The sequence below is a fragment of the Oxalobacteraceae bacterium OTU3CINTB1 genome, assembly GCA_024123955.1.
Classification (GTDB): domain Bacteria; phylum Pseudomonadota; class Gammaproteobacteria; order Burkholderiales; family Burkholderiaceae_D; genus Rugamonas.
The window spans coordinates 122122-145597 of record CP099652.1 but is presented as its reverse complement, the minus strand read 5'-3'; the positions used below and the strand labels follow the sequence as shown (position 1 = coordinate 145597).

At 64.4% G+C, this 23476-nt stretch carries 19 protein-coding genes; 12 read left to right on the top strand and 7 right to left on the bottom strand.

The window, feature by feature from the left end; genetic code table 11:
• Positions 1-305: 305 nt before the first annotated feature.
• Entirely contained in the window at positions 306-806 is a 501-nt protein-coding gene (ssb, locus tag NHH73_00545; protein USX26821.1) for a single-stranded DNA-binding protein, read from the top strand.
• Between the two features lie 139 nt (positions 807-945).
• Positions 946-2124: an ATP-binding protein gene (locus NHH73_00540; protein USX26820.1), complete on the top strand. Its 1179-nt coding sequence runs from the start codon at positions 946-948 to the stop codon at positions 2122-2124.
• A gap of 157 nt (positions 2125-2281) precedes the next feature.
• Here the strand turns inward: NHH73_00540 and NHH73_00535 are convergent, their stop codons facing one another.
• The 4 genes from NHH73_00535 to NHH73_00520 all read right to left on the bottom strand — a co-directional run bounded on the left by NHH73_00535 (position 2282) and on the right by NHH73_00520 (position 6719).
• Complete coding sequence (locus tag NHH73_00535) at positions 2282-2791, bottom strand: DUF4142 domain-containing protein (GenBank protein ID USX26819.1); 510 nt, start codon at positions 2789-2791, stop codon at positions 2282-2284.
• Positions 2792-2816: 25 nt separating this feature from the next.
• Complete coding sequence (locus NHH73_00530) at positions 2817-4613, bottom strand: YbhB/YbcL family Raf kinase inhibitor-like protein (GenBank protein ID USX26818.1); 1797 nt, start codon at positions 4611-4613, stop codon at positions 2817-2819.
• A gap of 125 nt (positions 4614-4738) precedes the next feature.
• Positions 4739-6154, bottom strand: a complete 1416-nt coding sequence (locus NHH73_00525) for a hypothetical protein (GenBank protein USX26817.1) — start codon at positions 6152-6154, stop codon at positions 4739-4741.
• Positions 6138-6719, bottom strand: coding sequence for a TetR/AcrR family transcriptional regulator (locus tag NHH73_00520; GenBank protein USX26816.1), 582 nt, complete (start codon positions 6717-6719; stop codon positions 6138-6140). Before NHH73_00520 ends, NHH73_00525 begins: the two co-directional genes overlap by 17 nt.
• Before the next feature lie 239 nt (positions 6720-6958).
• On the opposite strand from NHH73_00520, the gene NHH73_00515 reads away from it, so the two are divergent.
• The 5 genes from NHH73_00515 (at position 6959) to NHH73_00495 (ending at position 14286) form a co-directional block, all read left to right on the top strand.
• The gene (locus NHH73_00515) at positions 6959-7852 is read left to right on the top strand and encodes a glyoxalase (protein ID USX26815.1); all 894 of its coding nucleotides are present in this window, start codon (positions 6959-6961) and stop codon (positions 7850-7852) included.
• Positions 7839-9272, top strand: coding sequence for an alginate export family protein (locus NHH73_00510; GenBank protein USX26814.1), 1434 nt, complete (start codon positions 7839-7841; stop codon positions 9270-9272). The genes NHH73_00515 and NHH73_00510 overlap by 14 nt, the downstream gene beginning before the upstream one ends.
• Before the next feature lie 224 nt (positions 9273-9496).
• Positions 9497-11629 (top strand): phospholipase C, phosphocholine-specific, encoded by a 2133-nt coding sequence (locus NHH73_00505; GenBank protein USX26813.1) that lies wholly within the window; start codon positions 9497-9499, stop codon positions 11627-11629.
• A gap of 96 nt (positions 11630-11725) precedes the next feature.
• Entirely contained in the window at positions 11726-12490 is a 765-nt protein-coding gene (locus NHH73_00500; protein USX26812.1) for an SDR family oxidoreductase, read from the top strand.
• 176 nt (positions 12491-12666) lie between these two features.
• Positions 12667-14286 (top strand): FAD-dependent oxidoreductase, encoded by a 1620-nt coding sequence (locus tag NHH73_00495; protein ID USX26811.1) that lies wholly within the window; start codon positions 12667-12669, stop codon positions 14284-14286.
• Positions 14287-14319: 33 nt separating this feature from the next.
• On the opposite strand, the gene NHH73_00490 is transcribed toward NHH73_00495, so the two are convergent.
• A complete protein-coding gene (locus tag NHH73_00490) occupies positions 14320-15234 on the bottom strand; it encodes a LysR family transcriptional regulator (GenBank protein ID USX26810.1) in 915 nt (304 codons plus the stop codon).
• Positions 15235-15381: 147 nt separating this feature from the next.
• Between NHH73_00490 and NHH73_00485 the strand changes: the two genes are divergently transcribed.
• The 5 genes from NHH73_00485 to NHH73_00465 all read left to right on the top strand — a co-directional run bounded on the left by NHH73_00485 (position 15382) and on the right by NHH73_00465 (position 18526).
• Complete coding sequence (locus tag NHH73_00485) at positions 15382-16326, top strand: LysR family transcriptional regulator (protein USX26809.1); 945 nt, start codon at positions 15382-15384, stop codon at positions 16324-16326.
• Positions 16327-16394: 68 nt separating this feature from the next.
• The gene (locus tag NHH73_00480; protein USX26808.1) at positions 16395-17039 is read left to right on the top strand and encodes a hydrolase; all 645 of its coding nucleotides are present in this window, start codon (positions 16395-16397) and stop codon (positions 17037-17039) included.
• A 62-nt stretch (positions 17040-17101) separates the two neighbouring features.
• A complete protein-coding gene (locus tag NHH73_00475) occupies positions 17102-17398 on the top strand; it encodes an antibiotic biosynthesis monooxygenase (GenBank protein USX26807.1) in 297 nt (98 codons plus the stop codon).
• Positions 17399-17433: 35 nt separating this feature from the next.
• The gene (locus tag NHH73_00470; protein USX26806.1) at positions 17434-17952 is read left to right on the top strand and encodes a nuclear transport factor 2 family protein; all 519 of its coding nucleotides are present in this window, start codon (positions 17434-17436) and stop codon (positions 17950-17952) included.
• Between the two features lie 49 nt (positions 17953-18001).
• A complete protein-coding gene (locus NHH73_00465; GenBank protein USX26805.1) occupies positions 18002-18526 on the top strand; it encodes a hypothetical protein in 525 nt (174 codons plus the stop codon).
• Between the two features lie 26 nt (positions 18527-18552).
• Here NHH73_00465 and NHH73_00460 read toward each other — a convergent pair whose 3' ends face one another.
• Positions 18553-18759, bottom strand: a complete 207-nt coding sequence (locus tag NHH73_00460; protein USX26804.1) for a hypothetical protein — start codon at positions 18757-18759, stop codon at positions 18553-18555.
• 128 nt (positions 18760-18887) lie between these two features.
• Positions 18888-23339, bottom strand: coding sequence for a DEAD/DEAH box helicase (locus tag NHH73_00455; GenBank protein USX26803.1), 4452 nt, complete (start codon positions 23337-23339; stop codon positions 18888-18890).
• Between the last annotated feature and the right edge of the window lie 137 nt (positions 23340-23476).

Genomic DNA, 23476 nt, shown 5'->3' with positions numbered 1-23476 from the left:
ACCCGTAACTATAGCCGGGTTTGGATATACTTGCGCCGGGCTTGATGTGCATCGAACGTGCCGGGCTTGACACTGTATATAATACCAGTATTTTCTTGCGCCGTTTCAACGCCCTGTCAGAAATCGCCAGCCCGATTGCGCGTGGGTGAGTTAAACCACGTAGGGCGGATTAGGCGGCACGCCGTAATCCGCCACGAGCCGCCAAGGACACAGGAATTTGCCATGCTGGCGATGCTATAATCCGCGTTTAGCATTCCAAAAAACAGCCCGCAAAGCGCGGCCGTCGTTACTCAGGAGTTTTATAAATGGCATCAGTCAACAAAGTCATCATCGTCGGCAATCTGGGTCGCGATCCGGAAATTCGCTACATGCCTAGCGGTGACGCGATCGCCAACATTGCCGTGGCGACATCGTACAAATCGAAGGACCGCAACACCGGCGAGCAGAAAGAGCAAACCGAGTGGCACCGCATCTCGTTCTTCGGCCGCCTGGCGGAAATCGTCGGCCAATACCTGAAGAAGGGTTCGTCGGTCTACGTTGAAGGCCGCCTGCAGACCCGCAAGTACACCGATAAAGATGGCGTAGAGAAATACGCGACCGACATCATCGCCGAGCAAATGCAAATGCTGGGTGGCCGTCAAGGCATGGGCGATGGCGGCGGCATGGATGATGGTGGCGGCTACGAATCGGCCCCGCCGCAGCGTCAGGCTCCGGCTCCGCGTCCGCAGATGGCCGCTCCGGCGCCACGTCCGGCACCGAAGCCGGCGCCGAACTTCTCGGATATGGATGACGACATTCCGTTCTGATGCTCAACTCCGGCGACAAGTGTGCGCGCCCTGCAAGTCTTTGATTTGCAGGGCGTTTTTACATCTATGCCGCCAGTGACAGCAAAAATAATCGGTCTATAATTCCTCTATAGTTTTCTATAAAGAGGGAGATGTCATCATGTCCCACGCACCAGAGTTGTTCCACCGGGCTGTGTTGGCGGAGAGGCTTGCCAAGCAAGTGTTGACTGTCGCAGTCGGTAGCGCCGCCAGCTCGGGTGTGTTTCTCGCGGCGCCGCGCCGCACCGGCAAGTCGACGTTCGTCCGTGAAGACCTGCGGCCGGCTTTCGAGCGTGCAGGCGCCCTCGTCGTCTACGCCGATTTGTGGGCCAATCCGACAACAGATCCCGGAGAGGTCATTGTCGCGGCCCTTCGAGCTTCGCTTGCAACGAAAGCCGGTGTTGTCATGCGCTTGGCTAAGGCATCCGGGCTGAGCAAGATCGCTGTTGGCGGTGCTGTCAATTTTGACCTCGACCGCGTGGGATTGGGGAAGGACGTATCTCTGACCCAAGCGCTTGTGGCGCTATCCGATGAAACCAGGCAGGCGATCGTCCTGATCATCGACGAGGCTCAACATGCAATCACGACCGACCCCGGTATTGCAGCCCTGTTTGCTTTGAAGGCGGCGCGCGATGAATTAAACAGTTCGCATCACCACGGCTTGCGGGTAGTCTGCACCGGCTCGAACCGTGACAAGCTGGCCATGCTTCGAAATAGTAAGGACCAAGCGTTTTACGGTGCGCCGATGGTCAATTTCCCTATGCTCGGGAAAGATTTTATCGAGTGGTTTTGTCAGAAAGCGGAACTTCCATTCCCACTGTTCCCGGAAAAGGTGTGGCCCCTTTTTGTGGAGGCCGGTTATCGCCCTGAATTGTTGGGTTCTGCAGCCGACACGCTGCGGTTCAATTTCGAAATCAGTGCGGATACCGGCCCGGACATGTTCGAAAACGAGGTCCGCGATCTGGCAACTGAAATTAATCAGGTACAACGGAAGGTGATCCGTAGTTTGACCCCTATCCAACAAGTGGTCTTGCGTGTGATGGCCGCGACCGGCAGCGACTACGCGCCGTTCGAGGCTTCGACCATGGAGCTATACCGGAGGGGTCTACAGCTGGCGGACGAAACCGAGGACGATGTACGAATCGATGTGCCCGGCGTTCAACAAGCACTCCTTGCTCTTCAGGAGAAGAAATTGGTCTGGCGCGCCGCGCGTGGAGTGTATGCCATCGAAGAACAGACAGTGACGGACATTCTTGCGACGGATGGGCTGTTAAGAGGCTTGGACCCTCCAGCGGAGTAAGTGGCATAAGTAGCTGCCCTGCCGCTAGATCTTTTTTTATTCTAACCCGCCTGCTCTCCTGCCCCGTACTCCAGATCGGCGACACACGCCAATGCGCCGCCGGATGGCTCAAAAAGAGGTGTCCTCCCATTCCTGTTTGCTTGTAAAACGTGCGCGATTACTTGATCGCCGCGTTGAGCTTTTTGGCCATCTCGCCGTGATGCGCAACGGTCGGCTCAAGCTTCGTCGCCAACGCCTTGACGTCCGCGTCCTGCGCTTTGGCGATGTCTTGTTTCAGCGCGGCGTGCACCTTCGCATGGTCGGCAACGCCGGCCTTGCTCACATATTCCTTGTCGAAGGCGGCGCCGGATAGGGTTTTGAGCTTCTCGGCCATCTTTTTGTGCTCTGCATCGGGCTCCGTCGGCAAGGTCAGCTTCTTGGCGGCGGCCACTTTCTTGGTTTCCTCGAGGCCTTTGCTGTGGTCGTCGATCATCGACTGCGCGAATTGCTTGACGTCGGCGTTGCTGGACTTTTCCAGCGCGATCTTGCCGGTTTCGATTTCGGCGATGTTGGCTTGCGCGATGGCGTTCAGGCGGTCGGTGTCGGCTTTCGATACCGTCTGTGCGGAGGCGGAATGGGCGAAGGCGATGCCAAGGGTCAATGCGGTCAGAAATTGCGTAGTTTTCATGGTGTCTCCTTTGGTTGGGGGATGGTTACTTCGGTGGTTGTTGCGACTGAGCGTAGCGGCCGACCACTTCGCCCTTGGCCAGAACGTGGCCCTGGATCGCTTGTAGCAGTTGGTCGCGATCCGCGCCGAACGGAAGCGTCAGTGTCGTATCGAGCGCGAATAGCTGGAAGTGATAGTGGTGCGCCGGATCGCCGACCGGCGGACGGGGCCCGTAGTAGCCGAGCGACCCGCGCGTATTCCTGCCCTGGAGCACGCCCTCCGGCTCGGTCAGGCGGGGCTGCTCCTGCAATCCCTCGGGCAAGGCGGTGACCGATGACGGAATATTCCACGCCAGCCAATGCACAAACGGTTTTTGCGGCGCGTCCGGGTCTTCCGCGATGACGACATAGGATTTGGCGCCCTCGACGGCTGCCCACGTCAGCGGCGGCGACACGCCCTCGGCATATTCGCTGTACTTGGCGGCCATCGGCGCGCCGCCGGCGAATGCCGGGCTGCGCACGGACAGCTTGGCGTCGCCCCTGGATGGCGCCCGTGTCAGCGCGAGGGGCACATTGTTTCCCTTCTGCGCCTGCTGCTGCATCGGACCGGCCGGTGGCGGCGGCAGCGGGGCCGATCCCTTATCCTTGCCCGAGTAGGCAATGCGATAAAGCACACCATTGCCATCGTCAGCCATCAGCAGGGAACCATCCTTGGCCATCGCCAGCCCGACCGGACGCGCGATGTGGGTCTTGCCGCCGTCCGTCAGGAAGCCGGTGACAAACGGTTCGATCGACTTGGCCTGGCCGTCGGCGAACCGGATCCGGACCACTTCGTAGCCGGACGGGGCGCTGCGGTTCCATGAGCCGCGCATGGTGACAAAGGCGTCCCCTTGGTACTCGGACGGGAAATTGCTGCCGCGATAGAACAGCATTTGCATCGGCGCCGAGTGGGCGGTGTAGCCGAGCACCATCGGCTCGCTGCGCGCCTTCCATTCTTGCTTGGTGATATCGCCAACCGGCGTGCTTTGCGGGTAGATCTTGCCGTCGCCATAGACGTGCGGCCAGCCGTACTGTTTGCCCAGTTCTAGCTTGTTGAGCTCTTCGGGCTGGTCGTCGTCGCCGAGGAAGTCGATGCCGTGGTCGGGCGCCCATAGTTCGCCGGTGCGCGGGTGCCAGTCGAAGCCGATGGTGTTGCGCAGCCCCGACGCGAAGATGGTGCGCTGCTTACCGTCCGGCGTGGCGCGCAGCAGGGTGGCGTTTTCCGGATTGCTCTCGTTGCAGACGTTGCAGGTCGATCCCGCGCTGATATACAACATGCCGTCCGGGCCGAAGGCCAGCGTGCGGTTGGGATGCTGGCCCGAGTCCGGCAGATCGCCGATGATCAGCTTCAACGGAGAAAGCTTGCCGTCGCCGAGGATGTCGGCGACGAAGACCTCTTTCACCGTGGCCAGGTAGAGCTTGCCGTTGCGGATCGCCAGGCCGTGCGCGCCGGCGCGGTTGGCTACGGTGACTGGCGGCCCGTCGGCGCGGCCGTCGCCGTTGGCGTCCTTGAACATCAGCACGTCACCCTGGTCGCGCCGGCTGACGTAGATCGTGCCGTCGGGGGCGACGGCGACGATGCGGATATTTTTCAGCCCGGTGGCAAAGGCCGTCACCGTAAAACCCGCAGGCGCCTTGATGGCGGCGATGCGCTCGGGCGTCGCCTCGACCTTGTCGGGCTTGACGATGGCGGCGGCGATCGCCACGCGCGTGCCGTCGCCTTGTTGAGCATGGGAAAAGCCGGAGCAAGCCATTAGCACGGCGCCGAGGATGGCAGGTGTCGCGCCGGCAAATTTGTGTCGCATGTGTCGCCTCTTGTGGTGAGTTTGAGGTCGAGTGTGCAACGTCGCGACTAGCTGTTCTGTACGCTAAGTCACTGTTGTGCGCAGGCGCTCCGCGGTGGTGTTGTATGAAGGAATGCCATGTGGAATCAGGTCTGCTTTCCGCGCGACAAGGCCAGGGCCGCGCCCAAGGTGCAGATGGACAGCCAGGCGAACCAGTCGCCCCACTGCGCATACAAGGTACGCGTATCATGCAACGCCACTTCGCCAATCAAGGTGGCATCACCAAGCTCATCCGACGTTTCCGCCACGATGCGGCCGCGATTGTCCGACAAGGTCAGGTTGCCGCGTAGAGCGGCGCGCGCGACGGCGAATCCACTTTCGATGCCGCGCATGACGGCCATCCGGCTGTGCATCCGTCCGTCCGCCGCGAAGTCCCATGCCGGCACCAGCAACAGCCTGGCCGCCCGGTCGGAATAGGCGGTGCCGGTGTCGTGGAAATCCATGTCTTTGCATACCGCCAAGCCGGTGCGCGTGCCGGGAAGCATGGTGTAGTCCGCGCCCGGCTGGTACTCGTCCTCGAAGCCCGGAATCAGGTGGTGCTTGGCGTAGGAGACGGGCTCCGCCACGTCGGGTAGGAAGGCCAGTGCGCTGTTGCGCTGCCCCCGCGTGGCGTCCGTGATGGCGACGCCGGCGGTGATCGTCACTTTGTTGCGCGTCGCGCTGGCGACAAACTCGGGGATGGCCGCCTGATCGGTGCTGATCACGGTCTCCGGCAGCACAACGACCTGCGCACCGCGCTCGACAAGAGTATCGATGGCGGCGAGATAACGCTTGAGTAGGACTTGTCCGTCGCCCGACAACATTGCCGGACGTATCGGCCCGGGAATCGACACCAGCCCCACGCGCAGACTGTCGTCTGCCGGCATGTCCAAGCGCTTGAAGCCGAAATGGAACACCAGCACGAGCAGCAAGCACGTCGCGCCGGTCACCCGCAGTCGCTGTTGCCGATCCGGCCCGGAAAGCAGGCCTGCCGCGATGGCGGTGGGCGCGAGCAGCAGCACAAAGGTGACGCCCCAGATACCGGTCAGACTTGCAAACTGCACGAACGGCAAAAAGTCCAGCTGGCTGTAGGCCAGGCTGCCGAAGGTGCCGTGCGGCGAACCCCGGAACGACAAGTAATCCAGCGTGACCCACACCGACGGAAACGCCAGCGCGGCGGCCGCATACCGTCGCACCAGCCACAGCCGGCGAAACAATAGCAAGGCCAGCGCAAACGTTACGGCAGGCCCGAGTGCGGCGAGCACACCGACGGGCAGCGGCAACCCGATAATATCGATCAGGTAGTGCCACAGATTCAGCCCCGCACAAGCGCCCGCGACCATTGCGGCCAGCGCAGCGTATTGCCAGCGCAGTCGCGGTGCGAGCAGCAACAGCGGCAACGGCGCAAGCCAGGTCAGCCACGCTTGAGGATGCAGGCCGGTGCCAAACCACCAGGCGGCGCCGGACAGGATGGTCGCGGCGGCGCCCGCCCACGCGAGAGAACGATTAGCGGACGATGCCATCAAATACCACTCCAATGGATTGCAGGTAGAAGGCGCGGAACCGTTCCTCGTCATAGCTGAAGCGGCCGGCGCGGTACAGGGCGATCAGGCCGTGCGCCTGCGCCCACAAGGTCATGGCGATGTCCCACGGATCGCCCTCGCGCAGCAGGCCCTGGCGCATCGCTTCGGTCAGCATGTCCGCCACGACGTTGAGCGTGGGCGAACAGCGGGCGCGGAAGTCTTCCGGGAAGCGGCGCGCGTCGTCGCGCGACACCGAGAAGTTGAAGTCGAACATATGCGGATGCCGCAGCGCATAGTCGAGGTAGTTTTCCATGGAGTGCCGCAACGCCTGCATCAGATCCGGGTGCCGGGCGCGCGTGGCCCATTCCTGGGCCACCTCCAGAAAGGCTGCGTCGGCGACGGCCTTCAGCAACGCCTCGCGATTGGCGAAGTGGCGGTAGATCGCCATCGGCGTGATGCCGACGGCGTCGGCGACGCGGCGCATGCTCACCTCGTCGGCGCCTTCCCTTTCCAGCAGCGCGCGCGCGGCGGCCAGAATCTTGTTCGATGTGGTTTGCTCAGCCATGTATACAGCGTATACGTGCGCCGATCCGCTGTCAACTGCGCTATGCCGGCACGAAATGCATAGGACCGACCCGATCCGATGGGAGGTCAAATTCACACGCGCTTTGCGTATAGTGAATCGGTAGTAGTCGCGCAACCGCGCCACTGCTGATACCCGAATTCCGGCCCGGTCGATGCAGACAGCGCCGCTTTTCCCGTGGTCGGACCGCCCCGGTCCGTCGCTATTTCTCGGAGCCTCACATGACAACGCATTTCATCCGCACCCGCATCGCCTCCTACGCCATGGCCTTCTCGCTGGCGCTGCCGGCGCTGGCCATGGCCGCGCCGGACGTCGCCGTCGCGCCGCAGTACGACACCACCCACGTGTACGTGCAAAACGCCGACATCGACGTCTTCGTCACCAGCTTCGTCAACACCTTCGGCGGCAAGGCATCGCCGCGCGCGGTGTTCACCGTCACGCCGACGCCGAGCAAGACCGCGTCGCAGTACGTGCAAACGCCGGTGGGCATGCTGTCGGTGTTCGCGTTCCAGACGCCGATTCCGTACGGCTTCGGCACCGAGCGCACCGGCTACCTGGTCACCGACATCAACGATGCCACCAAGGCGGCGGTGGAGGCGGGCGCCGACGTCACCGTCGAACCGTTCGACGACCCGATCGGCAAGGATGTGCTGATCCAGTGGGCCGGCGGCGTCAATATGCAGTTGTACTGGCACACCAAGGCGCCGTCGTACGCGCCGCTGCACTCGGTGCCGGACAATCGCGTGTACGTCTCGCGCGTGTCGGCCGACAAATTCATCGGCCAGTTCAAGCAGTTCGCGCACGCCAAAGTGGCCAGCGACGAGCAGGTCGACGGCGGTGAGATCGGCCGCGCCGGCGAAAAGATTCGCCGCGTGCACCTGACGTCGAAGTTCGGCAAGATGACGGTGTTCGTCAGCGACGGCAAGCTGCCGTTCCCGTTCGGCCGCGAGACCACCGGCTATCAGGTCGACGACATGGCGGCCACCTTGGCCAAGGCGGCCGCCAATGGCGTGAATGTTTTGTCGCCGCCGTACAAGACCAGCAAGGGCAACGCCAGCGCGATGCTGCAATTCCCGGGCGGTTACATCAGCGAGATCCACGATGCCGCGCACTAGTCACGCGCTGCGCCGCTGCGGTGGCGTGCTGGCGCTGGTCGCCGGTGCCGCCGCCGGCGCGCAGACGCTGGCGGCGGCCCCTGTCGATGCCGCGCCGCCCTGCGACGTCAAACGCCCGTCGGTGAACTTCAACCGCTGGAACGAGAACTGGGGCGTGCTGGCCGATCCGTGCTTGCCGCGCCAGCCGCTCGACGGCCTGAAATACATCCCGCTGGGTGCGGACGGCTCGTCATATCTGTCGCTCGGTGGCGGTTTGCGTGAACGCTATGAGCACATCGCCACGCCGCTGTTCGGCGCCGGCAGCGCCCCGGCGGACGGCTACGTGATCCAGCGCGCCAATGTGCACGCGGACCTGCGGCTTGGCAGCTACGTGCAGGTGTTCGGCCAGCTGGTTGACGCGCGCGCCTTTCAAAAACAGTCGATCGCCCCACCGGACAAGGACAAGCTTGATGTCGAGCAGCTGTTCGTGACCGTGGCCGTGCCCACCGCCGACGGGGCAATCAAAGTGCGCGCGGGACGCCAGGAAATGGCCTTCGACCTGCAGCGCTTCATCGCCGTGCGCGACGGCCCGAACGTACGGCAGGCGTTCGATGGCGTCTGGGCCGACTGGGAGCACGGACCGTGGCGCGTAATCGGTTACGTCACGCAGCCGGTGCAGAACCGCAGCGTCGACAGCTTCGACGACTACTCCAACGGCCACCTGACCTTGAACGGCCTGCGCCTGGAGCGGCAGGGCCTCGGCCCGGGCGATTTGTCCGGCTATTACTCGCGCTACCGGCGCGACGGCGCGCGTTTTCTCGACGCGCAGGGCGACGAGCGCCGGGATGTCTACGACCTGCGCTACAACGGCAAGACCGGCAACGCCGACTGGGACGTGGAGGGCATGCTGCAGCATGGCGAGGTTGGCGCCAAGCGCGTGTCGTCCTGGGCGATCGGCTCGATCGCCGGCTACACCTTCGCCGCGACGCCCTGGACGCCGCGCTTAGGCGTGCAGTTCGACATGGCCTCCGGCGACAAGCACGCCGGCGACGGCAAGCTGGGGACCTTCAATCCGCTGTTCGCCAATGGCTACTATTTTTCGCTGGCCGGCCTCACCGGCTACAGCAACCTGATACACCTGAAACCGTCGCTGACGGTCAAGCCGGTGAAGGCGCTCAGCGTGACGACGGCGCTCGGGCTGCAATGGCGCCAGACCACCGGCGACGCAGTGTACGTGCAAAGCATGGCGGGCGTGCCGCGCACGGCGGGGCAGGGAAGCCGCTGGACCGGCGCCTACGCGCAGCTGCGCACCGACTGGGTGGTCAGCCCGAACGTAACGGCGTCGCTGGAAGCGGTGCACTTCCGAGCCGGCGACAGCCTGCGCGCGGCCGGTGGCGGCAGCGCCAACTACCTCGGCATGGAGCTCAAGTTCGGCTGGTAAAACACCAAACACCGGGGTCAAGTCTGTCATTCGGACACGAGCTAAGCCATGAAGCGGATCAGCTCGTGTCCGAATGACAGACTTGACCTCGGGGGCAATGGAGAGGATCAGTTCGTGTATGAATGTTAGACTTGACCCCCGGGGTTTTATGCAATAGGCCTGTCATATTTGGTGGCTATGATCTTGCGATCGGCACGTCCTTGTCGTGCAACAGAAAGCCTTCGATGTCCATCAGCCGCCGCAAATTCCTCCGCCTCGCCGCCGCCGGCGCGGGCGTGACCGCCACTTCCACGTTTCCCGATCTGATCCGCCAGGCGCTGGCCGTCCCCGCCAACAACGCCACCGGCACCCTGGCGGACGTCGAACATGTCGTCATCTTCATGCAGGAAAACCGCTCCTTCGATCATTATTTCGGCACCTTGTCGGGTGTGCGCGGGTTTAACGATCCGCGCGCCATCGCACTGCCCAACGGCCGCCCGGTGTGGTATCAGCCAGACGGCAAGGGCGGCCATGTTCTGCCCTTCCACTTCGATGCCAACAACACCAGCGCGCTGTCGCTCGGCACCGACCATTCTTGGAAAGGGTCGCAAAGCACGTGGCAGGGCTGGGACGCGTGGGTCCAGAAAAAGACGCCGCAGTCCATGGGTTATTTCGATCGCGGCGACCTGCCGTTCTACTACGCGCTGGCCGACGCCTTCACCATTTGCGACGCCTATCACTGCTCGGTGTTCGGCGCCACCGATCCGAACCGCCTGTATTCGCTCACCGGCAGCAACCAGGGCTGGATCGACAATATGGGCAAGCTGTATAACGTCGACAAGTCGGAGCGCTTCAACGGCGATCCGGCGTTGGACGATATCTCCCCCGGCGTCATCGCCGGCGCGCCCAACTGGCGCACCTACGCCGAGGTGCTGGAGGCGAACCAGGTCAGTTGGAAGGTCTACCAGGAGTGGGACAACTACGGCGACAACTACCTGGCCTACTTCAGGAACTTCCGCGTCAACGCCGACGGCAGCCGCCTCGATGCCGACTCGCCCCTTTACCGCAAGGGCCGCGCGCTGGCGCCCGGCTCCACCGCGGCCAACGCCGCCGGTACGACCGGCGACTGGCTGGTCAACGCCTTCGCCGACGACGTGCGCAACAACCGCCTGCCGCAGGTGTCGTGGATCTGCTCCCCCAACGACTACACCGAGCATTCGCCCAACTCGCCCAACGCCGGCGAGAACATCACCGCGCGCCTGCTGGCCGCGCTGGTGGCCAATCCGGAGGTCTGGTCCAAGACCGTGTTCCTGCTGATGTACGACGAAAACGACGGCTTCTTCGACCACGTGCCCTCCGACATGGCGCCACTCAACGCCGCCATGGGCGAGACCACCTTGCCCGCCATCGGCATCCACGAGACCTATCGCGGCGAGCCGGTGGGACTGGGCCCGCGCGTGCCGATGCTGGTGATTTCGCCGTGGAGCAAAGGCGGGCGCGTATGCTCGCAGCTGTTCGACCATACCTCCAAGCTGCGCTTCCTGGAGGAGTGGCTGGTGGCGCGCGGCGAGGCACGCGACAAGGTCCGGTGCGACCTGATCTCGCCGTGGCGGCGCACGGTCTGCGGCGACCTCACGTCGGCCTTCGATTTCCGCACGCCGAACAGCGTCTGGCCTGCCAGCGTGCCGAAGACGGCGGCCGACCGGCGCGTCGCCGGCAAGCCGTATCCGGTGCCGCCGGCCGAGCAAACCTTGCCCCGGCAGGAGTTGGGCGGGACGGCCGGCGGACCGCGCACCGCCTGCGCGCTGCCGTATGAATTATCGGTGCAGGGACGCCTGGCCGGCGCGGGTCAGTTCGAGCTAAGCTTCGCCAACAGCGGCCAGGCCGGCGCGGCCTTCATCGTGTATTCCGGCGTGCGCAAGGACGGACCCTGGTACTACACGGTCGAAGCGGGCAAGGAAATCGACCGTGAAATGTGGAACTGGACCAGCACCGGCTATGACCTCAGCGCGCACGGCGCCAATGGCTATATGCGCCAGTTCAAGGGCCGCTTCGCCATCGCCGGCGGCGCGCGTCCGGAACTGCTGACGCGCTACGACCGGATCAATGGCGACATCAGCCTGGTGCTGTCGAATCTGGAAGGACGCAAGGCCTGCCGCTTCATCATCACCGACAATGCCTATGGCGCGCCGGCCGCCAGCCACCGCGTGGTGGCCGGCCAGACCTTGCTGGTGCCGTGCGGGCTGGCGGGCAGCTTCGGATGGTACGATTTCAGTGTCACCTGCGATGCCGATCCGACATGGCTGCGCCGCGTCGCCGGCCACGTGGAAACGGGGCGGGACAGCCGCACCGACCCGGTGCTGGCCGGCGTGCTGTAAGCCTGCGACCGGGACTACCGCAGCAAGAAACGGATAGCCCGGCGCCACCTGCGCTCCTATGCTGGCAAGCTCCATCAACCCAACAGGGAGCACAGCATGAGTCAGTTAGCGGAAAGAGTGGCGATCGTCACCGGGGCCAGTTCCGGCATTGGCTACGAGGCGGCCAAATTGTTCGCGCGGCAGGGCGCGCGCGTGGTGGCGACGGCGCGCAGACAGGCCGAGCTTGACGCGCTCGTGGACGAGATCGAGCGGGACGGCGGGACGGCGGTCGCCGTCGCCGGCGACATCCAGGACGAACAGGTGGCGCGCGCGCTGGTGGAGGTGGCGGTTGGCCGCTTCGGCGGGCTCGATATCGCCTTCAACAACGCCGGCACAACTGGCGAGGCGGCGCCGACGGCCGATCTGTCCGTCGCCAACTGGGACGCGGTGCTTGCCACCAATCTGACCAGCGCCTTCCTGGGCGCGAAGCACCAGATTCCGGCGATGCTGGCGCGGGGCGGCGGTTCGCTGATCTTCACGTCCACCTTCGTCGGCCACACGGCCGGCTTTCCCGGCATGGCGGCGTATGCGGCCAGCAAGGCCGGCTTGACCGGCCTGATGCAGGTGATCGCGGTGGAATACGGCGCGCGCGGCATCCGCGCCAACGTCCTTGTGCCCGGTGGCACGGATACGGAGATGGGGCGCGCCGTCTGCAATACGCCGGAAGTGCGCGCCTTTGTCGAAGGACTGTACGCGCTCAAGCGGCTGGCGCGGCCGGAGGAAATCGCGCGGGCGGCGTTGTATCTGGCCTCCGACGCGTCGAGCTTCACCACCGGCACCTGCCTGATGGCCGACGGTGGCGTTTCGGTCAACCGCACCTGAATCTGGTCCTGCAACAATTTGTATGTTCCCGAATCTGCGACACTGCATGGCAGCTTATGGCACTAGTGCATCTATGGCTGGCATGGCAATATTTTCTTCGGCTGGTTTCATTCGTGCCGCAAGGTCGACAGCGGGCTTGCCAGTGATTCTTTGATAACACAAATTAGGAGTTGGGCGTGGAGAAAATCGGGCAGGACCTGTTGACCTTGCAGCGGACCCCGTTGGCGGAATCGCACGTTGCCGCGATCCGCAGCGCGGGCACCGAAATCCGCTATCCGGCAGGCGCCGTGCTGGTCCGGCCCGGCGAGACAGTGGAGCATTTCGTCTATGTCGAGGAAGGCGAGATCGAAGTTGTGAACGCCCTCACCGGCGAGCGATTAATCGCCGCCACGCTCGGACCAACCCAGTTCATGGCGGAGATTTCGCTCCTTGCCGGCGGCAGCTGGTCGATGGCGTTTCGAGCGGCGCAGGACACCAGGGTAATACAGGTGTCCCGCAACGAGATGCTGAAGCTGATGGCGCACTTCCCCGAGATGTCGGACATTATCATCACGGTGCTTGCCGCGCGGCGCCGGCGGCAGCTGGAGACCGGACTCAGCTCCCTGGTGCTGATCGGCGAGGAGTCGCACCGGGGCGTCCGATGCATTGCCGAATTTGCCAGTCGCAACCGGGTCCCGTATGTCTCCCACACGCTTGGCAGCGCCGATGCGCGGACGGTGGCGCTGGGCGCCTCCGCCGATCCCGACCAACCCGCCGTGATCTTCGGCAAGGACATGGTCGTCACCGATCCCACGCCGGCGAAGATTGCCCGGCTGATCGGACTGAACCAGGACCTCATACACGACGAAGCGGTCGACGTGCTGATCGTCGGCGGTGGCCCGGCAGGCGTCTCGGCAGGCGTCTACGCGGGCGCCGAGGGGCTCAGCGCGCTGGTGGTCGAGGACATTGCGATCGGCGGCCAGGCCGGTACGTCGAGCAGGGTCGAGAACTACATGGGTTTCCCGACCGGTATTTCTGGCGCGGACCTGGTCTGGCGCGGACAGGTACAGGCGATGAAATTCGGTACGCGGTTCGCCATGCCGCTGCGCGTCGACTTCCTGGAGAAACTCGACGACGGCGGTTTTTGCGCCACGTTCAATAACGGAAAACGGGTCCGGTCCAGCGCCGTGGTGATCGCGACGGGCGTGCAGTATCGCCGCCTGCCGATCAAGCGCTTCGCCGAATTCGAGGGCGCCGGGATCTACTACTCCGCCACCGAGAACGAGGCGCGCTACTGCCACGACGCGGAAGTGATCGTGCTCGGCGGCGGTAACTCCGCCGGACAGGCCGCGATGTTTCTCAGCCGCGTCGCCGCCCGGGTTCGTCTGCTGGTCCGTGGCGAGTCGCTGGCCGCCTCGATGTCGAGCTACCTCTCGTCCCGCCTCGAAGCCCATCCCGCCATCACGATCGAATACGGCGCCCAGGTGGTTGGCGTGCATGGCGATGACAGGATGGAAGCGGTGACCATCCGCAAAGGCGATGCGGAGGAGATGGTCGACACCTGCGCGTTGTTTGTGATGGTCGGCGCCGTGCCGAATACCGCTTGGCTTGCAGACTTGGTGCAGCTCGATGACAAGGGCTTCGTGCTGACCGGAGGCGACGTGCAGGGCACGTCGGCCTACGCAGCCTCCTGCCCGGGCGTCTTCGCCGTCGGCGACGTCCGCGCCGGTTCGGCCAAGCGCGTTGCCGCATCGGTTGGCGAAGGCTCGGTCGTCATCTCCGGCGTGTGGAATTACCTCAGTTCGACGAGAGACTAACCTCTGTAGGCCGAGGGGCGACATCGGACCGTTTCACGGACGCGCGATGATGATGTCGTCCCAAAACGGTCTATCCCCAAACTGGGCGACGCAGAAGTCGACGAAGCGCCGGACCTTGGTGGCGACATGGCGGCTCGACGGGTAGACGGCGCTTAAGCCGAGCGGCTCGCGCAAGGTCTCCGGTAACAGGATTTTCAATTTCCCTTCGCGCACCGCGTCGTAGATGATAAACGTCGGCAGATAGGCGATGCCGTATCCGCCGATGATCGCTTCCCTGATCGAGTCGCCATTTGAAATCCTCACGTTCGGCGTGATACTTATCTGCTCTCCATTCTTGAACGTCCAGCGATCCCGAGGCTCGGTAAATGTGTATGCAATCAACTTGTGGTGCGCGAGGTCTTGCAGCGTGCGCGGGGCACCGTGCTGCGAAATGTAAGCGGGGCTTGCGCACAGCGCATGATGTATCGGTGCGATACCACGCGCGACCAGTGAAGAATCTTTCAGCTTGGTGATCCGAAGGGCGAGGTCGTAGCCCTCGCGTACCAGATCGACTTGCCGGTCGGTGGTGTCGATTTCCAGATCCAATTGCGGATTTTGCGTCAAGAACTGATGCAGCACAGGGGCCAGGCAGTGGGCCGAAAATGACACCGGCACAGAGATGCGCAACGTGCCGATGGCGTTGAAGGCGCCCTGCGAGGCCGCCTGTTCGGCATCCTGCAGATCCGCCATCAGCCGCAGCGCCCGCTCATAGAGTTCGGCACCACTGTCGGTCAGGGTGAGGGTGCGGCTGGTGCGATTGATCAGCCGGACGCCGAGCCTGTTTTCAAGGTCTGACAGGCGGCGGCTCACGGCCGATTTCACCACTCCCAGTTCGCGCGCGGCGGCGCTGATGGTACGCCCGCGAACAACTGCGACAAACGTGCGCAACTCTTCAAATGAATTATTCATGTTCTCTGCCAGAGAACGATAGGTTCTCTTTACGGCGTCCAAGTTCTCAAATCAGCATGCTAACATCGATTTCGGTCGGTACCGGGGAAATTGGCAGATCGTTAGCGTGCGAAGAAGACGTTTTTACTGAAACAGGAGCAGGAAAAATTGGATATCGAAGAGCTACAGACCTTTGTCGAAGTTGCAGATGCTGGCGGCATTTCGCCCGCCGCATTTCGGCTTGGCGTGTCCAAGTCGATTGTCAGCCGCCGTCTCGCCCGCCTGGAAGACGAGTTGAGAATGCAATTGCTTTCGCGCACAACACGCGGCGCGGCATTGACGGAGGCTGGCCTCACTTTTCGGGACTACGCGGCCAGGGCTTGTGCCGAGATCGAACTCGGCAAGGAAACGATGCAGCCCGTGGGGGAGCTCAGCGGACGCCTGCGCATATCCGCGCCGCTCGCTTTCGGCCCGACTCACTTCGCGCCGATACTTGCCGAAATGGCGCGGCGCCACCCCTTGCTTCATATCCACACCTGCTACAGCGACCATGTCGTCGATCTCGTTACGGAGGGCTACGATTGCGCTATACGACTTGGTGTTCTTCCAGACTCGAATTTAGTGGCCCGATATATTGGGCCTATTTGTTGCACAGTCGTGGCCAGTCCGGAGTATGTCAAAGCACATGGGGCGCCCGAGTCGATTGCGGAGCTGATGGACCATCAGGCCCTGACGCGCGGCACCGACGCCTGGCAATTCATGGACGGAGAAAACATCGTCTCGCTACGGCCGCAAGGGCGCTTCAAAGCCGACAATGGCACGGCGTTGATCGCCGCCTCATTGGCGGGGCTGGGTATCGCGCGGGTTCCCACAGTCCTTGTTCAACAGCACCTGGATGCGGGTGAGCTCGTGCCCGTGATGCGGAAGCATCCGATACCGCCCGCCGGCGCGTATGTCGTGAGACCCCCTGGCCAGCGGACAACGAGCAAAGTTCGCATCCTGACCGATCTGCTCGTCGAGCGTTTTAACAAGACGCTCGCTGGCGCGTGCGTTTCCCATCAGCGCGCAGCGGATAAACGCTGTTCCACTTTGCTGGAAACAGCGTCGCACTAACCGGCGCTACCACCGACATTGGTACGCTGGCACTCTTGATTTCACCCAACCGATAAGGCAGAAATATCATGGCATCTGAAAAAATCCGCAACCCTCAAACCGACCACCTGCTGACGCCCGAAAATTCGATGTTCATCGTCATCGACTATCAGCCCGTTCAGGTATCGTCCATCCGCTCGATGTCGCGCGACGAGCTGGTGTTCAACATCGTCAGCACCGCCAAGGCGGCAGTGAACTACAAGCTGCCGATCGTCCACACGACCGTCAACGTCAAGTCGGGCCGTAACCAGCCTCCGATTGCCGGCCTGCAGGAGGTGCTCGGCCACCTGCCGACCTACGACCGTACTACGGTCAACTCCTGGGAGGACACGGAGTTCAAAGACGCGGTGAAGGCCTTCGGCCGAAAGAAGCTGATCATGACCGCGCTGTGGACGGAAGTATGCCTGGCGTTTCCTGCGCTTGACGCCATTCAGGAAGGCTACGAAGTCTATGTGGTGGTTGACGCCGTCGGCGGCACCTCGGTTGCCGCGCACGAGGCAGCGCTTCGTCGCATGGAGCAGGCAGGCGTAAAGCTCATCAGCCGCGTTCAGCTGTATTGCGAGCTTCAGCGTGACTGGGCACGTGAAGCGACGGTACCAGGATTCATGGGCGTATTCGAGAACTACGACGGCTTCAACGCTGAAAAGGCGCTGCAGGAAGCCGGTAAGAAGTAAGCGGACATCCATGGTGGCGATCGCGAACGCGATCGCTACCAATCAACTATTTGGGAACCTTGATGAGTACATTATTTATTGTTTTCGGATTGAAGGCCAAAGAGGGTAAGGCGGACGAACTCCGTGTTGATCTTTCCAGGCTGGTCGAGCCTTCCCGCAACGAAGATGGCAATATCCGTTACGACTTGTTGGAAGATAAGGACGCCCCCGGCCATTTTGTATTGGTAGAAGAGTGGTCGTCCGCCGAAGCGCGCGCGAAGCATCATGAACATGGTCCACATATCAAGCACTTCGAGGAACATGGTGTGAAGAACGTCGATAAGACCGAATTCGGACGTGTGTTGAATCGCGTCCTTTGACGCCGCCGTCTTCAAATTTAACGAAAGAAAAGTAAATGTCGAAGCAAATTATTGCGAGTGCCGCAAACACGGTTTATCGTGACCCGATCGAGGTCCTCAAGGAGTTTCTTGAAAATACAGCACCGGAAAAAGTCGAGGCCGCTTCAAAACGTTTGGTCGCGCCCGACGCGACCTACGTCTCGTTAAATTTCGATAATCCGGAGCTAAAGCAGATCGAACCCTGGGCGGGTACATCCAAAGGTCCGGAGGGTTTTAGCAGCACCTTCGCACGCGTGGCCAGGTTCTGGACGATCGAGGAGTTCGGAATTATCGACATCTTCGGTGCGGGTGACGACGTCGCCGTGTTCGGCGCATTCACTTACCGGTCGGTAGCCGTCGGCACCTCCTTCCGTTCGCCATTCTCGATCCATGCAAAAGTGAAGGACGGGAAAATCGTTTACTTCCAGTTCATGGAGGATACCTACGCGTCTGCTTCGTCCTTCAGGCAGGGCGGCAGCTGGACGGTGAAGACCGACCCGGATCTGCCGGCATTTGAAGTAGGAAAGCACTACTGAGCGGCGCGGAACAGTGGACGCATATCACACAGCGAGCCAGGGTACCAGCGTGATCGTTCACGACGTCGCGCCGGACCGCCATGCCAGTTACGAGTCGTGGATCGACACCGCGACAGAGGCACACCAACGCTTCAAGGGATATTTGGCGACGGATATCATCAGGCCGGTCGGTGCAGGTTTGCGCTACGTCGTGATACTGAGATTTTCATCCGGCGCCGACGCAGAGGCGTGGCTGCAGTCCGGCGTCCGCGCGGCGCTGCTAAGGCAGGTGCAGCCCTGGCTTCTACAGGAGGACAGATACCAGGTTCACGACGATAATGAATTTTGGTTTGCCGCGCCCCGCCGAGCCGCCGTCCCGAGACGCTGGAAGCAATGGGTGCTGTCGACCTTGGCGGTATTTCCTCTCACTGCGCTGATCCCCGTTTCGGTCGGAGCGCTGGCGCGTGCCCTGATGCCGGCTTTGCCAGGTTTTTTTGTGATGGCGTTAAACGCAGCGACGATCTCAGCCATCATGGTGTATTGGCTCATGCCGCTGCTCTCCCGGTGGGGGGCCAGATGGCTGTCACGGGAATGAGCGTAAACCGATGCTGAAAGAGGTTGTCAGTATTCCTGCTTGATGATTTCGGTGATTTGCTTTAACTCGTTGATGACGAGCGGTACGAACGTCATCAACGAATTTTCCTCGACCCACTTTCGGCCCTCGGCGCTGTCCGGGGCGATGTTGCCGCGCGCGCGCAGGGTTTCTGCTTGGCGGATCGCCGCAAGCGTGCGGATCTGAATGGCGATGCTGAGGTCCGAGTATTCCATGTGTGTCCTTTGTGATAGCTGATGCTGAACCGCCATCGTATCGAACCCTAACGAAGAGCTCGACACGATTCTTGCCGGAAACTAAAGTATTTAATGCAAGTCACATGTTGACGCAAAGTCGCGCCGCGCTATCGGCGCGCGACCAGTTGGGCGTGCAGCAGTTCGCGCTCGGCCGGGTCGGGCGTTTGCAGGTAGCGGAATTTGCCGGCGACGATGGCGGCCACCGGCAGGCCGTCGCGGAACAGCACGCGGTTGCCGGCCAGCGCCGGCACCTTATCGCCCGGCAGCAGGGTGCCACACAGGTTGAGCGGGTCGACCCCGGAGATGCCGACAAAGCCGCCGTCGTGCGGCCGGGGGCGCATCTCGCGCAGCAGCGGAATCGCCTCGGGCAGCGCGAACTGCTCGCCCGACAGGCCGGCCACGAAACGGCCGCCGCGAATCTCGCCGCGCGCCTCCAGCCGATGGTACACCGGCAGCAGTTCTCGCCATGCCGGCAGCCACGCGGCCTCGCGCTCGAGCAGGCGCCAGAACATCACGCCGTAGCGGCGCAGCAGTGTCATGGCGATGTGCTCCAGCGTTTGCGGATCGGTGCGCGGCCTGCGCGCAACCGGTGTAGTCGCTGGCTTGCGCGCCTGCGCCGCCGGCGGGGGCGTGGCCGCCGCATCATTGTCGTCGGCGCCGCCGCCGTCCACGGTCAACCCGGTGAAGCGCTCGGTGATGGTGACGCCGTCGGCGCGCCGCACCAGCGCCCAGCGGCCCGCTTCCTCCATCGTCGGGCCGGCGCCACGGCGGCGGCGCTTGTCCATGGTGGCGCGCTTGGCCGCCGGCAGCAGCATGGCGCGCAGGCCGGCGTAGCTGTCGGCGTTGACCAGCCCCGTCGCCACCAGCTCGCCCAGCGTGGTTTCCAGTTCGACCGGCAGCAACCGGGCGTCGCGCGACAGCTCGTCGAAGAACATGGCGCCCTCGCGCCGCAGCGCCTCGAGCACGCGTGCCGCGCGCGGCGACACCTCCACCTCGGCGGCGACGGCCGGCAGCGCGTGCCACAGGCCGAGCTGGCGGCGCGGCAGCAGCACCAGCGGCGTGGCGCGCACCGGGCCGCCGGCGGCGCTGGCCGGCGCGCCGACCCGCGTCCAGACCACTTTGCCGGCGCGGCACAAGTCATCGAGCCACAGCATCGAGTAGTCCTCCATGCGCAGCGCCAGCAGCTCGCTTTCCCAGGCGCCGGCGGCCGCCTCGTAGCCCTCCAGCTGCGCCAGTATCGTGGGCAGCGACTCACTGCCGCGCAGCCGCGCATCCTCGGCCAGGTGCTGCCACTCGAACAGGAAGCGCATGAAATCCTGGCGTTCGACCGGTTCGATCTCGCGCCTCAGGCTTTTGATGGTGTAGCGGTGGATGCGCGCCAGCAGGTGCCGTTCGCACCATTCCTCGCCAGTGGCGCCGGGGGTGAAGCGCCCGCGCATCACATAGCCTTCGCTTTCGAGCCGGGCCAGCGCGATGGCGGTGTCGCCCTCCGGCAGACCGAGCGGGCCGGCGATGGCGGCCAGCGGTTGCGGGCCGAAGCCGCTCAGGCGCGCGCGCAGGATCTCGACCAGCGCGTCGTCGCGTGTCCACGGCTCGTCGCAGTCGTTGGCCGCAAGGCGCTCCGGTATCGCCAGCGCCGGCGTGGCGACGGCGTCCGGGTAGGCCGCGCGCAGGCACGCCAGGCGTTCCAGCGCCACCCACAGGTCGGCGCCGCCGCCGTGCAGGCGCGTCGCCCGGCCGCCGGCGGCCAGTGCCGCCAGCAGCACGCGCCAGCCGTCGCCGGCCGCCGCCTCGTCTTCGGTGATGCAGGCCAGCGACATCAGCGCCTCGTGCATTTCGTCGCCGTTGCGCGGGCCGGGCCAGGCTTCGGCGGCCACCGCCTCGATGGCGCCGGCGTCGAGCGCGCCCAGGTCGTCGGTGGAGGCGGGATCGGTCCAGCGGCGGTTGACCACCGCCTGCGTGCGGCGTTCCTCCAGCGGGGCGTCGTCGAGGAAGGCGTAGGGCCGGGCGTTGAGGATTTCCATCGCCAGCGGCGAAGGCGCCGGCAGGTCGCGCGACAGCAGCCGCACTTCGCCCGCCTCCATGCGGCGCAGCAGGGCCAGCCAGCCCTCGCTGTCCATCGCCTCGTGCAGGCAGTCGTCGAGCGTCTGGTCGACCAGCGGATGGCTGGGCAGCTCGCGCTCGCCGACGATGTTCTCCAGGCACGCCGCCTGGTCGGGGAAGACGGCGGCCAGCAGGTCGTCGCTCTTCATGCGTTGCAGCTGCGGCGCGACCTTGCGGCCGCCTGCGTAGCGTGGCAGGGCCAGCGCGGTCGTGGCGTTCCAGCGCCACCGCACGTTGAACAGTGGCGCGTCGAGCAGCGCCTGGATCAGCACATGCTCGGCGCTGCCCGAGCGCAGGTAGCGCCACACCTCGTCGAGCGGAAAGCTGTGGGTGTCCGACAGCGACAGCACGATCGCGTCCTCGGTGGCGGCGGCCTGCAGCTCGAAGTTGAAGGTTCGGCAGAAGCGCTTTCGCAGCGCCAGTCCCCAGGCCCGGTTGATGCGGCTGCCGTACGGCGAATGCAGCACCAGCTGCATGCCGCCCGAGGCGTCGAAGAAGCGCTCCATCACCAGGATGTCGCGGGTCGGCAGCGCGCCGAGCGCGGAGCGCGCGCGGGCCAGGTAGTCGACGATCTGGCCGGCGGCGTCGTCGTTCAGACCAAGGTGCTCGAACAGCCAGTCGGTGGCATGGTCGATGGCGGCGCCGCCTTCCTTCTCGCCGAGAAGGCGGTCGATCTCGCCGCGCAGGCGCGCCACGCCGGCCGACAGTTCGTCGCTGCGACCCGGCGCCTCGCCCAGCCAGAACGGGATGTTGGGGGCGGCGCCGTGGGCGTCCTCGACCCGCACCTTGCCCGCCTCCACGCGCTGGATGCGGTAGGAGGTATTCCCGAGCTGGAAAACGTCGCCGGCCAGGCTCTCGACGGCGAAGTCCTCGTGCACGGTGCCGATGTTGTGGCCCTGCGGCTCGAGCACCACGGTGAAGTCGGCGTTGTCGGGGATGGTGCCGCCGGAGGTGACGGCGGTCAGCTTGCCGCCGCGCCGCGCGCGGACGGTGCCGCTGACGGCGTCGCGGTGCAGGTAGGCGCCGCGCACGCCCTGGCGGCCGGTGTAGCCTTCGGTGAGCATGCGCAGCACGGCGTCGAAGCGTGTCCGTTCCAGTGCCGCGTACGGCGCGGCGCCGCGCACCAGGTCGAACAGCTCGTCCTCGCGCCATTCGCGTCCGCCCACTTCGGCGACGATCTGCTGCGCCAGCACGTCGAGCGGCGCGACCGGGATGCGCAGCGCGTCGAGTTCATCGCGGCGAACGCAGTCGAGCAGCGCCGCGCATTCGACCAGGTCGTCGCGCGAGGTGGGGAACAGGCGGCCCTTAGGCAGGCCGCCGACGTGGTGGCCGGAGCGGCCCACGCGCTGCAAAAACGAGGCGATGCCGCGTGGGGAGCCGATCTGGCACACCAGATCGACGTCGCCGATGTCGATGCCCAGCTCCAGCGAGGCGGTGGCGATCAGCACGCGCAGATCGCCGCGCTTGAGGCGTTGCTCGGCGTCGAGCCGGTATTCCTTGGCCAGGCTGCCGTGGTGCGCGGCCACGTGTTCGGCGCCGAGGCGCTCGCCCAGGTGGCGCGCCATGCGTTCGGCCATGCGCCGGGTGTTGACGAACACCAGCGTGGTGCGGTGCAGGACGGTCAATTCGGCCAGCCGGTCGTAGACGCGCTCCCACACCTCGTTGGGCATGACCGCCTCCAGCGGCACCGGCGGCAGTTCCAGCCCGAGGTCGCGGGCGCGCACGTGGCCGACGTCGACCACCGCGCAATCGCGGCCGGAGTCGTTATCACCCCCGGCCAGGAAGCGCGCCACCGCCGACAGCGGCTTTTGCGTGGCCGACAGGCCGATGCGCACCGGCGCGCGCTGCCCGCCCGCCTTGCACAGCGCGTCGAGCCGTTCGAGGCTGAGCGACAGATGACTCCCGCGCTTGCCGCCGGCGACGGCGTGGATCTCGTCGACGATCACGGTGCGCACGCCGGCCAGCATGGCGCGTCCGCTGTCGGAGCCGAGCAGCACGTACAGCGACTCCGGCGTCGAGACCAGGATGTGCGGCGGCCGGCGGCGCATGGCGTTGCGCTCGGCCTGGGTGGTGTCGCCGGTGCGCACGGCGGCGCGGATGCCGTGCGGCGGCAGCGCCATCGCGGCCAGCTCGCGGTCGATGCCTTCCAATGGCGCCAGCAGGTTGACGCGGATATCGTTCGACAGCGCCTTGAGCGGCGACACGTACAGCACCCGCGTCTGGTCCGGCAAGGGCGTGTCGCCGCTCTCGCGCACCAGCGCGTCGATGGCGGCCAGGAAGGCGGTCAGGGTCTTGCCGGAGCCGGTCGGCGCGGCGATCAGCGTCGGCGAGCCGCCCTGGATCAGCGGCCACGCGCGCCGCTGCGCCTCGGTGGCGGCGGGAAAGCTGGCGCGGAACCACGCCGCCACGGCGGGATGGAAGTCGTGCCAGATATCAATATTTTCACGGGGTTTCATTGAGGATGATGACGCAAGGAAAGGTCGGGCGGGGAGCGCCGGTTTTTCATTCTACCCGGCATGGCGGGCGGGGTACCGCGCGGAAGAAGTTGATTGGCGACTATTGTGTCCAAGCGAACATACAGCAGAGCTGTGCC